General features: G+C 33.1%; 15 protein-coding genes and 3 pseudogenes. 13 read left to right on the top strand and 5 right to left on the bottom strand.

The window, feature by feature from the left end; genetic code table 11:
• Positions 1 to 90: 90 nt before the first annotated feature.
• The gene (locus tag B5P40_RS20540; protein WP_113709759.1) at positions 91 to 531 is read right to left on the bottom strand and encodes a hypothetical protein; all 441 of its coding nucleotides are present in this window, start codon (positions 529 to 531) and stop codon (positions 91 to 93) included.
• Positions 532 to 1,943: 1,412 nt separating this feature from the next.
• On the opposite strand from B5P40_RS20540, the pseudogene B5P40_RS20545 reads away from it, so the two are divergent.
• Positions 1,944 to 2,066, top strand: a pseudogene (locus tag B5P40_RS20545) (IS110 family RNA-guided transposase); the annotation flags it as partial.
• Positions 2,067 to 2,182: 116 nt separating this feature from the next.
• On the opposite strand, the gene B5P40_RS20550 reads toward B5P40_RS20545, so the two are convergent.
• Positions 2,183 to 3,055, bottom strand: a complete 873-nt coding sequence (locus tag B5P40_RS20550) for a LysR family transcriptional regulator (protein ID WP_113709760.1) — start codon at positions 3,053 to 3,055, stop codon at positions 2,183 to 2,185.
• A gap of 90 nt (positions 3,056 to 3,145) precedes the next feature.
• Between B5P40_RS20550 and B5P40_RS20555 the strand changes: the two genes are divergently transcribed.
• Positions 3,146 to 3,454 (top strand): cupin domain-containing protein, encoded by a 309-nt coding sequence (locus B5P40_RS20555; protein ID WP_113709761.1) that lies wholly within the window; start codon positions 3,146 to 3,148, stop codon positions 3,452 to 3,454.
• A gap of 374 nt (positions 3,455 to 3,828) precedes the next feature.
• Here the strand turns inward: B5P40_RS20555 and B5P40_RS20560 are convergent, their stop codons facing one another.
• Entirely contained in the window at positions 3,829 to 4,740 is a 912-nt protein-coding gene (locus B5P40_RS20560; RefSeq protein WP_113709762.1) for a sigma factor regulator N-terminal domain-containing protein, read from the bottom strand.
• Positions 4,740 to 5,243, bottom strand: a complete 504-nt coding sequence (locus B5P40_RS20565) for an RNA polymerase sigma factor (RefSeq protein WP_113709785.1) — start codon at positions 5,241 to 5,243, stop codon at positions 4,740 to 4,742. Before B5P40_RS20565 ends, B5P40_RS20560 begins: the two co-directional genes overlap by 1 nt.
• Here B5P40_RS20565 and B5P40_RS20570 point away from each other — a divergent pair.
• From B5P40_RS20570 to hfq, 9 genes and pseudogenes are all read left to right on the top strand, one after another.
• Entirely contained in the window at positions 5,172 to 6,110 is a 939-nt protein-coding gene (locus B5P40_RS20570) for a DUF3991 and TOPRIM domain-containing protein (protein ID WP_113709763.1), read from the top strand. The genes B5P40_RS20565 and B5P40_RS20570 overlap by 72 nt on opposite strands.
• A pseudogene (locus tag B5P40_RS20575) lies at positions 6,103 to 6,633 on the top strand (restriction endonuclease); the annotation flags it as partial. The gene B5P40_RS20570 and the pseudogene B5P40_RS20575, both read left to right, overlap by 8 nt.
• 243 nt (positions 6,634 to 6,876) lie before the next feature.
• A complete protein-coding gene (locus B5P40_RS33635) occupies positions 6,877 to 7,080 on the top strand; it encodes a hypothetical protein (RefSeq protein ID WP_113709764.1) in 204 nt (67 codons plus the stop codon).
• Positions 7,081 to 7,166: 86 nt separating this feature from the next.
• Positions 7,167 to 8,156, top strand: coding sequence for a phosphotransferase (locus tag B5P40_RS20585; RefSeq protein ID WP_113709765.1), 990 nt, complete (start codon positions 7,167 to 7,169; stop codon positions 8,154 to 8,156).
• Between the two features lie 305 nt (positions 8,157 to 8,461).
• Positions 8,462 to 8,602, top strand: a pseudogene (locus B5P40_RS20590) (topoisomerase DNA-binding C4 zinc finger domain-containing protein); the annotation flags it as partial.
• 304 nt (positions 8,603 to 8,906) lie between these two features.
• Entirely contained in the window at positions 8,907 to 9,095 is a 189-nt protein-coding gene (locus B5P40_RS20595) for a hypothetical protein (RefSeq protein WP_113709766.1), read from the top strand.
• Between the two features lie 297 nt (positions 9,096 to 9,392).
• Positions 9,393 to 9,635 (top strand): helix-turn-helix domain-containing protein, encoded by a 243-nt coding sequence (locus B5P40_RS20600; protein WP_113709767.1) that lies wholly within the window; start codon positions 9,393 to 9,395, stop codon positions 9,633 to 9,635.
• A gap of 417 nt (positions 9,636 to 10,052) precedes the next feature.
• Positions 10,053 to 10,388 carry a hypothetical protein gene (locus B5P40_RS20605; protein ID WP_000788513.1) on the top strand — a complete coding sequence of 112 codons (336 nt, stop codon included), beginning with the start codon at positions 10,053 to 10,055 and terminating at the stop codon, positions 10,386 to 10,388.
• A gap of 27 nt (positions 10,389 to 10,415) precedes the next feature.
• Positions 10,416 to 10,604 carry an RNA chaperone Hfq gene (hfq, locus tag B5P40_RS20610; protein ID WP_113709768.1) on the top strand — a complete coding sequence of 63 codons (189 nt, stop codon included), beginning with the start codon at positions 10,416 to 10,418 and terminating at the stop codon, positions 10,602 to 10,604.
• A gap of 429 nt (positions 10,605 to 11,033) precedes the next feature.
• On the opposite strand, the gene B5P40_RS20615 is transcribed toward hfq, so the two are convergent.
• A complete protein-coding gene (locus tag B5P40_RS20615; protein WP_113709769.1) occupies positions 11,034 to 11,633 on the bottom strand; it encodes an undecaprenyl-diphosphatase in 600 nt (199 codons plus the stop codon).
• A 222-nt stretch (positions 11,634 to 11,855) separates the two neighbouring features.
• Between B5P40_RS20615 and B5P40_RS20625 the strand changes: the two genes are divergently transcribed.
• Together B5P40_RS20625 and B5P40_RS20630 are read left to right on the top strand one after the other, a co-directional pair.
• Entirely contained in the window at positions 11,856 to 12,149 is a 294-nt protein-coding gene (locus B5P40_RS20625; protein ID WP_113709770.1) for a barstar family protein, read from the top strand.
• A 171-nt stretch (positions 12,150 to 12,320) separates the two neighbouring features.
• Positions 12,321 to 12,518: a hypothetical protein gene (locus B5P40_RS20630; RefSeq protein ID WP_088010029.1), complete on the top strand. Its 198-nt coding sequence runs from the start codon at positions 12,321 to 12,323 to the stop codon at positions 12,516 to 12,518.
• Positions 12,519 to 12,993: the final 475 nt, after the last annotated feature.

The following is a 12,993-nucleotide window of genomic DNA, read 5'->3' on the forward strand; positions in this document are numbered from 1 at the left end:
GTGACTTTATTTCAAACCAACAGTTCCTTATCATACAAAGAACCGGGTAAAAGATATCCTAAATTATGTCTAACTGTACACAATTTCTTTTTAATCATGTACTTGCATAGAAAGATAATAAATTCCCTTATTGGTTACGAAGACATATTCTTCATAACTACAAGCATAATAGGCTCCTATATCTAATTTTACCCAATAAACTGCTCCAATCCCTTGTTCAAATGTATTCAATAACTGTTCTATTATAAACTCCTTTGGTGTTAATCCTTTCAAATCATATCCACTGGGTATTGTTCCGAACCAATACTCTTCACCTTCAGGAAATTCACAAGAAAGGAAATCCTGCTGCCATTCATTCAACTGTATAAGTTCTATTGTGTCGTCACTAGTAGCTTTTATATAATTTTTTATAAGCTTACATATATCTTCTTTTGTATTTTCTGATAAAAGATATAGTCTATAATCATTACCTACACCATCATATTCATTAACCTTAGCAAAATCACTTAATATTCTATTAATCTTTTCCATGTCTAAGCTCCTTCATCAATAATTAGGAAATAACTCCAACATTATTATAGCAAGGTGCTACACGCTTCCCTATGGATATGTTTTATATTTGGCGGTATGCCTTATTTACAATGTTTTAAATGTATACTTTTCTTTTTGATTTTGAGGGTATTAGGCGGGTTGGGGTAAAGTCAATGTTTTCGGTAGTTTGAATGTAAATAAATGGCTAAAAGTTTACATTCGATATTTTAAACATTTACAACTAAATTTATAATAAATTTCTCAATATAGATATGACTGTTAATTATGGTTTTAATATTTAAAATTAACAAAAATATACTATTATAAAATTAAGATAGTTTTTGCCTTTGTTTTTCCCTTATGCTAGAGATAAGATCATACTCTTCGATCTTATCTTTTTTATTTGTGGATTTGTAACAAAAAAAGAATCCTTTAAAATAAAGAGATCCAAGTACAGAAAAAGTACACATATTATTGTTAGCGTGAGGTAGAGAATGGACTGATTCTGTTATTCATCTTGGCCGAGCGTCTTTAAAACCAATGAAAGACTTTTGTAACACTTTTGAAAGATTTTTGAAAGATATTTAAAGTAAGATAAGCTTATCGCTAATGTATATGCAAAACACTCTATATTTTATTTTTATAATGCAAGATGTGTTAGAAAAATAAAATTGATCAAACCAAGCTTCCCCAAAGCTTCTTTGAAATAAACAAAACCCGCAGAAAACATTCTTGTTCTCTGTGGGTTTTGTTTATTTTATTTTTTTCTTGAAACAAGTGTTGTTTTATCATAGAAGCGATACCGCCAGCATTTTGGAAAAAAACCATGCTAAGGATTTTTGAGTCATTTTAACGCTAATTTAAATTGTGTTGCATTAATACCAGTTTGCATTAGTCTTTTTTAGTTCTAATGCAACACAAATGATGTTGTGTTGTATCAAAATGTTCTTAACGGGACAAAACTCAAAGGATTTTATGTCGAAATTTGCTTAACTTGGTTTTTTTCCGTTTTGCGGTCGGTACCCCGTCTATAACTTTATTATTTGTAAACAATGATCGCAAAGTTGCACTTCTTCCAGAAACACCAGGAACATGAGATGCAGATGCTCGAGCTGGCCAACAAAGACAGTTCATATTGCGTGATACGAAAAGTAGCCACATGGTTTTAATAAACCACATGGCTACTTTTTTAACATTCTTATACCATAGCTAATGCTGAAGCTTGTTCATCGACAACAATATCCAATTTCAATCCCAGAGTTTTTGCAAGTAATTGTATTGTATCGATACGCGGAATTACTTTAGCGCCTTCAATTCTCTCGATAGCTGACTGTTTTAATCAGGAAGCAAGGCGAGCTTTATATATAGCAGTGCAGTGTGGCTTGCGCAAAGGAAATAATGAGCGGATTAAGGCCTACTATGATAAGAAAAAGAAAGAGGGCAAGCCCTACAAGGTGGCCGTGATCGCCTGCGCCAACAAGCTTCTACATCACGTTTATGCCATCCTTACCCGAGGCGAGCCCTATCGCACATAACCAATAAATTCTGTAGACTTCCCCGCCGATGGAGGTTTATTTGTCATTTCCATAAACATTCTTTTAGGTACCAAGGCAGATCTGCTTGACAAACATTAGCTGGTTTTTGTGCTTGTTTAGCAGGATGAAAATATATTAGCTAACAATTTTTCTGTAGCAGGGCTGAGGACTTTATTTTTTTTGCGGATTAATCCAACAGGTAAAGCGAATGAAATATCATCGATGTCACGAATAGCGTATTGATGTGAATTGGCAACGAAATTGCTAGGTAGCATAGCAATACCAAATCCTTGTAATACAAGATTTAAAACCATCTCCATGTTTGCTGCATCGTAATTAGAGTGTAAATGAAAGCCATGTTGCAGAAAAACATGCTCTATTTTTCGCCGATAATCACACAATTGTCCAGTTAAAATGAAATTTTCATCTTCCAAATCACACATGTGAATTTTTTCTTGTGTAGATAATGGATGGTCGATTGGCAGTATCAAACAAAGCTTTTCTTCATATAGCGGATAAAATTCAAGATTTAATTCTGGTGATGGAGGGGGACATAAGGCAATATCAAGTTCGTTAGCGATAATCCGTTGACTAAATTGTTGGGTTACGCCACTTTCGATGGAAAGACAAATTTGTGGATGTTCTTTCATAAACGTTGTTAGTACGGAAATCAAATTTGTTTTGCCAATGGAATCAATTGCTCCAATCCGAATAAGTCCTTTCTGACCGAGTGAAAATTCTTTTGCGGTTTCGGTGATTACATCCACTTGATTTAATAAAATATCTGCCTGTTCTTTCACAAGTCTTCCGGCTTCGGTTAGCACCATTTGTTTTCCTTTACGCTCAAACAGTTCGATGCCGAGTTTTTCTTCTAATTGATTGATGTGTAGGGTGATGGTAGATTGTGCGTATTGCAGCAGATTTGCTGCTTTTATCTGACTACCACATTGGACAACAGCTTGAAATGTCTGTAACAAACGAATTTCCATAATTCATTCCTCCTGAAGAATAGTTCATTTTTGTTCATATTGACCAATATATCATCGTAAATTACTATTTGTATAGAAGGAGATGATAACATGAAAGATTACTTTTCCGTTGATATCACAAACAGTGAGTGGAAATTTGTTATGGATGGTATAGAACAAATTCCATTACGAGATGAGAATGGTGAACTGCGTTATGTCGTGCGATTTGCACCGGGGGCAAAATTCCCTCAACATACGCATAAGGATACCGAGGAATTATTCGTATTAGATGGAGCTCTTATCAGCAATGATGTTGTGTATGGAGCAGGTTCTTATCTCTGTTATGGACCTAATACAGAACATGAACCATGGTCTGAAAAGGGTTGTTTGGTTCTTGTAATGGAACGTAATGCTGGATAGTGTTTTTCTGTTTCTGTTTTTTTGTGTAGGAAATTATTAATTTTTATTGTTTTCATGCAAACATTGCCACATAGAATGGATAACCTTCATTCTAAGAGGAAACCGCTCGAAAAGGAGCGGTTTTTTTATGTTGTGTGCCCAGCAAGCCGTTAATGGGGTACAGCCGAGATACGTGTAAAAATAGGTCATAGACTTACTTTTATTTCCAATTTTATTTAAAATCGGATTTTTTGTTTTTTATAAAACTCCTTCATCGGATACCGTATTTTTTTTGCCCCTATTATAAACACAGAAATATTTCGATATTTATTAAGTTAACAAGAGGACAGATTAACAAGGAAAAGAGACCAAATGTTCATCTGGTCTCTTGTTTATTATTTCTCTGGTTTAATATAAGGGACGATTTGTGCAGTAGCTCCAACAGAAGCACCACGAATAAAATCTTGATTTTCTAACACTTTAAAGTTTTGGGTTTGACCAGTCAGCATTACCCCTAAAATTTTCACTTCATCAAACTGTTTATTTTTATTTAATTTTAAAAACTCCTGGATTGTTTTGTCACTACTATCTGCATCATATTTTTTAAGTGCATCAATAAAGCTATTGTATGCCTTTTTCGGTGAATCAGATGGATTAAATCCATAAACCGGCAAAGCCATAGGTCCCCTGCTTTCATCTGCAATTGGTGAAGTCATATACAACCATACGATGTTTACATTATCGGGAATTTTTACTTGAATTTCTTTTAATGTATATGGTCGATTAAAAGAAATTGCGACTTCTGCAACGTGATTTTCCATTTGTGAAATTGCGCCTAGCTCATTTCGTACACCATCATAGTACTTTTGAATAGATGGATGGTAAAATTTCGCAACTTTCTTCTTTGTTTGTTTATCATATTCGTAGAATTCTGTATCAGACCCATAGAACCCCGGTATTAACTCGTTGTCATCAATATTAGCGCGAAACCAATCATACGAATTTGTGAGTGTGCTCCATTGTACTAAATAACCATCAATATTTTTAGAACGATTCGTCACAATATTACCTCCAAACATAGAGGTATTCCTCGTAACTTGAGAATTCATTAGAATATTAGGTTCAGCGATTTTATTATGTAACAAGAGCTTTTCATGAAGTTTTGTAGAACTTTTCGCTGCAAAATAATTTCCAGTTTTATAAAAGATCAGTAATAGAATAGGTACAACAATAATTGAAGTAATGATGATTTTTAGTAATTGTTTTCGTTTAGCTTTTTTTAAAGCATCTTTTAAAGAAGTGTCCACTAATGTTTTCCTCCTATTTTTGAGTGAATAAATTTACGGGCACGATACAACTTTTGCTTTACACTGCTTACTTTAATATCCAAAATAGTCGCAATTTCCTCATATGAAAAATCATAGTAATACTTTAAAAAGAAAGCTTCTTTGTAGTCCTTTTTGATGTCTTTTAATAAATAGAAAATCTCATCCTTATTTAAAATGGCGTCAAATTCGCTGTCTGTATATTGTAGCTTTGAATAAATTTCCTCGGTTAAGTAGATGTTCTGCTGTTCCTTTTTTCTTTTTAAGTCAATATATTCATTGAATGCGACTCTAAAAAACCACGGACGTATATTGCACTCTGTTAGATCATCCAACAGTGTGTACACTTTGTAAAAAGTGTTTTGAATTATATCTTCAGCATCTTCTTTTTTGGCTCCTTTCGCTAGTAATAGATTGAACACTTCCTCTCCTATCTGGAAGCAAAGGGAGAAACGTTTAAGAAAGAAGGAAACTATTATCGTCATACGGAACATGACAGTCTTCTTATTAAAGGAAATCAATATGCCTGGAATAGTCGTGGCGAAAAGGGCTATGGAGCGATTAGCTTTGCGATGATGTACTATGAAATGACATTTCCGCAAGCTGTATTAGACATCAATAAAGGGGATTACAAAGAGTTTGATCGCTCAAAAGCTGAAGAAGAGCGCAAAAAAGAACAGCAGCCTTTCATCTATCCGAAACACTTAGAGGTGCAGAAACAAACAGAGATCAAGCAGTACCTAATTGATGAAAGAAAAATAGATCCTCGCCTGGTGAACTGGCTGATTAAAAAGGATCTCATCGTCCAGGATAAGAAAAACAATGTCGTGTTCAAATGGAGAGAAGAAGGTGGCAAAGGGCAAGTAATTGGAATGAACCGTCAAGGTACGGTCAAAATGGAGAATAAACGAGGAAGTTTTAAACAAATTGTCCCGAATTACGAAAGGATTCATGCAGGTTTTACCGTTGATGTAGGCAAGCCGGATAAGATTATTTTTTATGAAGATCCAATCGACATGTTGTCCCATTGGAGTATCAAGCAAAATAAAATACAAAACGCTCGCCTGGTCTCTATGCATGGATTGAAGTCAAAAACGGTGATTCAATCTTTAATGGATGCGAAAAAAGAAGGGCACGATATTAAAGAAGTCATTATGGCGGTTGATAATGATAAAGCTGGGAAAGACTTCATTCAGACGATGAAATGCTTTGTAGATCTTAAAGAGGACATTCCAACACATGAAAAAGATTGGAACGATGTCCGGAAGAAACAAGTGAGTGAACAACAGCCAAAAGAAACAGCTCAACCAATGAAAATAAAACCAATCAAAGAGGTGGAAAGAAGTGTCTAATCTACCATCTATGCCAAACATACTACAGATTTTGATTTATAGTTTTATCCTTTACGTACTTTTTCATATTTGTAAATTTGTGTACCGGAAGATCCAGGAGCGTAGAATGCTGAAGCGAATGGCGAAGTCCGGTATTCGCTATATAGACAAAATGGATGGACGTCAATTCGAAGTGTATCTGAAGGCTCTCTTTCGAGAACTTGGGTACTCACCGATGGTTACAAAGCAGTCAAATGATTTCGGTGCAGATCTTGTATTAAAGGGTAAAAATCGCATTGTAATTCAGGCCAAACGATACGGGATGAAAAATAGAGTGGGCATCAGTGCCGTACAAGAGATATATGCAGCACAAGCTTATTACAAAGCGCATGAGGGTTGGGTTGTAACGAACAGTGTGTATACAAGGCAAGCGAAAGAATTAGCAGAAGCATGCAATGTAAAACTAATAGATCGTGTAGAACTTCAGAAATTGATTAATAAAATTAATCCCGAATATTCGGCTGAAGATGTATATCAAGGTGTAGACTTGAAATAAAGTTGTACTGTTTATAAAAAAGTTTAACCGTTTTGAAAAAAGATTAACTGTTTATAAAAAAGATGCACCGTTTTATCCCATTGGATTTACTTATCTATGGGGATATTTTTATTGAGAAAAGAAATAAAATATATGAATTGAATATAAAAACGTTTTGATTCTTTGAAAATATTCCATATTTTAGTATTATTTACATATGGAATATTTTGTTTCTACGAAAGGGGTAACTTGATGTTTTTACAAAAATATAAGGGTTTGATTCTAGGGATAGTTGGTGCTGTTATATGTGTAATATCCTTTGTTTATCTTAAAGATTTAGATTATATATATAAGGCGTGTCTTAAGTTATTTTCTATAACATTAATAATTATAGGATGGGTTATTGTCTGTGATTCGGACCATTTCTATAAAAAAAAGGAGAATAATAACGTATAGGTATTACTATTCCTAAATTTTTTATATGTTTTATTAATCAGAGAATCATATAGTTTAGAAGTAAAAGAAATACGAGGAGATGAAGCATGGGTTTTGTATTAACAGAAGAAATGGTATTGAACGACCTTATCAACACTTGTAATCGTAATTTTGGATTTAAGGTATTAGATTCTACACCTATAAAACGTGGTTGGTTAAATTTAAAGTGGAAAATAATAACAGATTATGGTATTTTTTTAATCAAGCAATACAACAAGGAAAGATATAAACTGTATAACCATGAAGAACTATTATTAGCCTTCTCTCAACAAATGCGATTACATAATAGTGGTCTTCCATGCCCTAAGCTCTATTCTCATGAAGGTCAGTTTCTTATTGAATCGGATAAGGGCGAACTTTTTATGTTAATGGAATACTGTGATGGAACTGTGATCCCTCCAGGAAAATTAAATGTTCATCAAATGTATGACTTAGGAAGAGTAACAGGGAATATGCATCATTTGTTAAATAACGGTACACTTAGGGTTAAGAGTGGACCTGAATTTATTCCTCCAAGTCGTGAGGAGCGTTTAACTCATTGGGAATCTATTTGGAATCATGCAAATAATACTGACAAGTCGCATTTATTACCGATATTAGAAACACAATATAAAGTAACAGAAACTATAAATTTAGAAGATTTTAATCTGAAAGAAACTGGTTGGGCTCACCGTGATCTCTGGGTAGACAATTTATTGTTTGAAGAAAAAAAAATAAGTGCTGTTTTAGATTTTGACAGAATGAAATATGACTATCCACAGCTTGATGTTGCAAGAGCTATTATATCTGGAGCCTTATGTGAAAATAACTTTGATGTTTCTCTTGTTCAGGCTTTTATAGAAGGGTATAGTGAGCAACGTTTACTTGAAAAAGGGTTCATAATCAGTTCTTTAAAAATGTTATGGTTTATGGAAAGTACCTGGTGGATAAATTCAAGTATGGATCAGCATTGCGGACCTCCAGAACGTTTTGCAAAGGAAATGCTCTGGCTATCGGAAAATCACAAAGAATTAGAGTCCATGTTAGGGAATATATAATATTTAGCCAAATAGTGATGAATTTAAGAATAATTCCTTATAGAACAACGACAGCTTTTCTTTGAAAATTTATATTAAATGATATTAGGTTATCCGATCGAATCAATGCAGCCTTTATTCTGCAATCGGGCGCTTTAATGGAGGAAAGATCACAAAAATGATCAAACTTTTTTATGAAAGATAAATAGTCAATCTCAAAAGTGGAATCCATTTTGATCAATCTTTTTTCAAAATGGATTCTTTTTCTTTATCGTAAAATATGGGTTTGAGAGGTATTTTTAATCAAACTTTATTTCAAAGCTACACAAGGGGTAAAACCTGAAGAACGGAAATGCCCAACATGTAAAAATCATTTAGTCGTTCGAAATTCGAATAAAACAGGAAATAAGTTTTTTGGCTGTTCTCAATATCCTACATGTACACATACAGAACCAATCAGTAAATGAGCTGTGATGAAAATCCAGCTCTTTTTGTTATTTTTAGGAATTAACTTAAAAAATCATACTCTCATCAAAAAACGGCTTCTCAAATTTCGATATAACCAATGTTTATTTAAAAGTGAATGACATAAGACCTAAATAACAAAGGGTGTGTTGTAAGCGAAAATAAGTGGTTTAAAGTGAGTTAAGGATGTCATTAAGAATTTTTCTATAAAATATCTGAAAAACAAACAGATAACCTTGTAAGGTTGATTGTTTTGTTATGAAATAACCTTACAAGGTTATTTCATAAAGATAAGGAGTGAGAATATTGGAGAATACAGTAAAAGAAATCATTGATGATTTAGAGTATCTGTTCAGGAATGGAGAAATTGGCATGGAAGTAAGTAATCCGGCTTACTATCAGAGGTTTTGCAAAGTACTGGATGCAACAGAGATGCGCTATGATTTACAAATTCATGAATATGATGAGGATTCCCTAGTTGTTAAATTAGTGTAAAATACAAATGTTTTAAGGGGTTCATTTTCTTGAAGTATAAAAAGGGAATGGGGAGGAAAAGGATATGAAAATTGGTACATCTGAATGGCTTTCTCTTAGTAAGGATATTAAGCTGAAGTTGATCCGTTTGGCTGTCATAGATAGTAAATATAAACAAGCAAAATAAAAACCCTTCATTTGCTTAACAGCAAACAAAGGGCTTAGTTAATGAGTGACTGAAGTAGAAGGAAATCTAGTCCATTTCCTTCTTTATTTATTGTAACATAAAAGGAAAAGCACAAACAAAGGAGAATTCCCATGAAAGAAATTGATAAATACATGACACCATCTGAAGCAGCTTTTTATTGGGGGATTCCTCGTGAGACAATTAAGAATAAATATAGCCCCTCTCTAATGAACGAGAAGCAAATAAATGATTTAGAGCGCATGTTACAAGAAGGTTTAGTGAAGTACTTTTTGCATCCGAAAGGGAAGCGTAAGGAATGGATTATAAGCCGGCAGGCAATGTATGAATGGTTTGGAGAACCAAAGGACAAGTAAGAAAGGATGATAAAAATGCAAGAGGAAACATTTTCTCTGTGGGGAAGTTTCAAGAGTGCATTTCGTTTGATTATTTGGTTTTGGATTGTTATGTTCTTGATATTTGGTGAAAGCTTGTTACAATAGAATCAAGTCGAAAGTCTAAATACCCTTAGGTAGCTCTCATAGGTGCAAAATCTATGGGGGCTTTTTTAATAAGGGAAACATAAAATTTCACGCGCCGTAATGTTTAATAAAAAAAAACTACATAATCAATAGTCTACATTTATTTTTATGTTGAATTAATCTTCTAAATGGATTCTGTATTGTTTATTTTGGATAGATTTCTTGCGAAATATGTCCCTAAAGCAGTATTTCGATTTAAATGTGATACGATAGTGATATATTCGTTTTGCTAGTAAAAGGGGATGAGTGTCGATGAAAAACCACATAAAAGTAAATGGAAAAATCCTTCAAACAAATAAAAAATGGTCACATCTCAAGCAAAGACAAAGACAACATATTTCTAATTGGTTACGTAGAGAATATACACAGTTTGTAAAAACACATTATAGAAAACCTAGGAAGTATGAACATGATGAGATTCTTCATGAAGTGATGAATCAAATACAGGAACGTGAAATTTGGATTCCTAATGGTGAAGTAAAAAGATATTATCTAAGTAAAATAGGAAAATGGTTTAGAAAAATAGAAAGTGAATGGGAATCACAAATATCCAACAGTGAAAAGCAGCAGGTATTAGAAGAAAAGTAAATACAAAGAAACCAGGGGGCGCATTTCATGTTTAATTTGCAAGAAGATATGTATGAACAATTGAAAGAAAAAAAAGGGGAAGTTACTGTATTTTTAAAGAATGGCGTTCCAGTACGTGGGCAGATCCTTGCAACAGATAAATTTACCGTCCTAATGATGGTTCAGGGTAAACAACAACTAATCTACAAACAAGCAATCTCTACACTTGCTATGTAATACATACTGGGGTACCGCCAGCATTTCGGAAAAAACCCACGCTAAGAGTATGCAAGATTTTATGCGAAAAATAGGGAGACATAGGGAAGCCAAAAGGCACTCCAGAATAGGAATGTATAAAAAGATGCATAGGGTCATAGAAAAAGAAAAAGGCGAATCCCTTGTGAGAGTAAGGGGATGCCTTTTTATTTGCTACCGATAATGAGACGTTATGTTAACCTGATATGTATAAGATATACAAGATGATTTGATAATAAACTTTTTATAAAAGGAGTAGTACCAACAAAACGCGAATTTCGTACGTTAAGATTCTTTTAACATAAAGATTGTTGATAACTTATACATGTCAGAACAGCTGCAACATGAATACATTCCACATATAGGTCGTCAGCATCTGTATCTTTCACGCTAACTTTTATACTTGTATACTCAAAATCCCTTTGATTTGTTTTTGGATGGTAAAACATGTTTCTCTACTCTTTCATATAGAGTAAGCAATTGCTTGATAAAAGAAAATTTCGGTACTAACCAATACGAAAATAACGCTGAAACACATCCTATTAAAGCCCCTATTACAACATCAAAAGGATAATGAACTCCTACCCAAATACGAGAGATCGCTACACAAAATGCAAGTATAAGCCATAACCATCCAGTCTTTTTACGAACAAGCCAAAATGAAAAACAAATCGAAAAAAAGAGAATCGTATGGTCACTAGGAAATGAATTATCTACAGCATGGTCGACAAGTTTATTAACATCAGGCAATACTGCAAACGGTTGATAATTCAAATGAAATTTCCCTGCTATTTTTCCAATCATCTCAGCAATCACAAAAGCAACCATCGCTTGAATAACCATCATCCTACTTTTTCTAGACCCGGTAAACCAATAAGCTATAATAATTAAACAAAGAATATATACCATATATTCTGCCAAAAATATCATGGCTGAATTTAGGAATGAATATTGTTTACCTAAATCATTAATTGCTCGAAAAATATCAATATTGAATTGAGAAAAAGACATTTTCAAATTCCTCCTTCTTTTTTTCACTATAATAAAAAAAGAAAAAGGAAAACATCGAACTTTCTTACAAACATTCGTGCATTCTTACAGTTTTGTCATTTTTATAAAGAAATCTTGTAATTGCCTAACAGCCGATAACGGAAATTATGTGAACTATTATTGAATTGAGGTTAAGAATGATACGATATAAATCTAAAATTCAATAGAGGTGTATTTTAATTAATGAAAAATGACTACAAAGTAACAACGATCATTGATTTAACCGGAGTAACAAACAATAGAGATTTACACTTGCTATTTAAAGAAAAACTTGTGTTTCCTGATTTTTACGGGGAAAACTGGGATGCGTTTTGGGATGCTATTACGGGTTTAATTGAAATGCCAAGTGAATTGGTGTTCCAAGGATGGTCTAACTTCAACAAAACCTTACCTTCGGATGCAGCAATGTTAAAAGAAATTCTTGATGAATATAACAAAGAAGTAGCTTCTCAAAAATGCGAAATATATTTCCGATAATCTTGATTAAGTGAATGAAAAGTCTCTTCAAATCTTCTTCTGAAGGGACTTTTCTAGGTTTCTAGATAGATTAACTTCTGATAAATGAGGTTATGTTAACTGATGTAGACACTCTCATTTGGATTCCACAATATGGTATAATTTAGTTGTAAATTTTAAAGGGGTGTGGGTATGGAAGACGTATATGGAGGACTAAGATATTTTGGTTTTTTACTCGTATTAGTATTTAGTGTGGGATTTATTATACGTTGGATTTCTCGGGATGTAATTTCGTTAGATCAATTACTTGGTTTAACTATAGGAATTATTACGTTAATAATGGCGTTTTTTGTAAAGAAATACAGTAAGGAGCTAAATACTAATAGTTAATTTATGCTTTCTTTGGATGAGTATCTCAATAATGATGAGATACTCATTTTTTCTTATGAGGGGTCACTATATCATTCTGGGAAAATTGTACGCTAAGGACTACAAAACCTTATCCTTACAGTAGTTTTAAAGATAAATACATGTTCAGAAAGATAAAAAACTAAGTTTAATTGAACATTGATTTATTTACACACTTTATGAACATGATTATAGCTAGAAGACGTTGATATTATTGTGTTTCATCCTCTGTTCATAAACATACAATTTTCTGGACACAGGGTAAAGTAAGTTTGAAAATGTTCTCCTTTTTAATCTGGTGTAGATAAACTTTTTGGAATATCCATAACAGGCTTTAAGGAAGAGATTAATTTAACAAGAACGTGTAATAATTTTCTGTAAAATTATTGTAATATTTGTAATGAGAAGTTTGAAAATTAGAAATTAACCTTTAATTCTAACGGCATTCTTAAACGTA

This window comes from Bacillus sp. SRB_8, assembly GCF_003264205.1.
Taxonomy (GTDB): Bacteria; Bacillota; Bacilli; order Bacillales; family Bacillaceae_G; genus Bacillus_A; species Bacillus_A mycoides.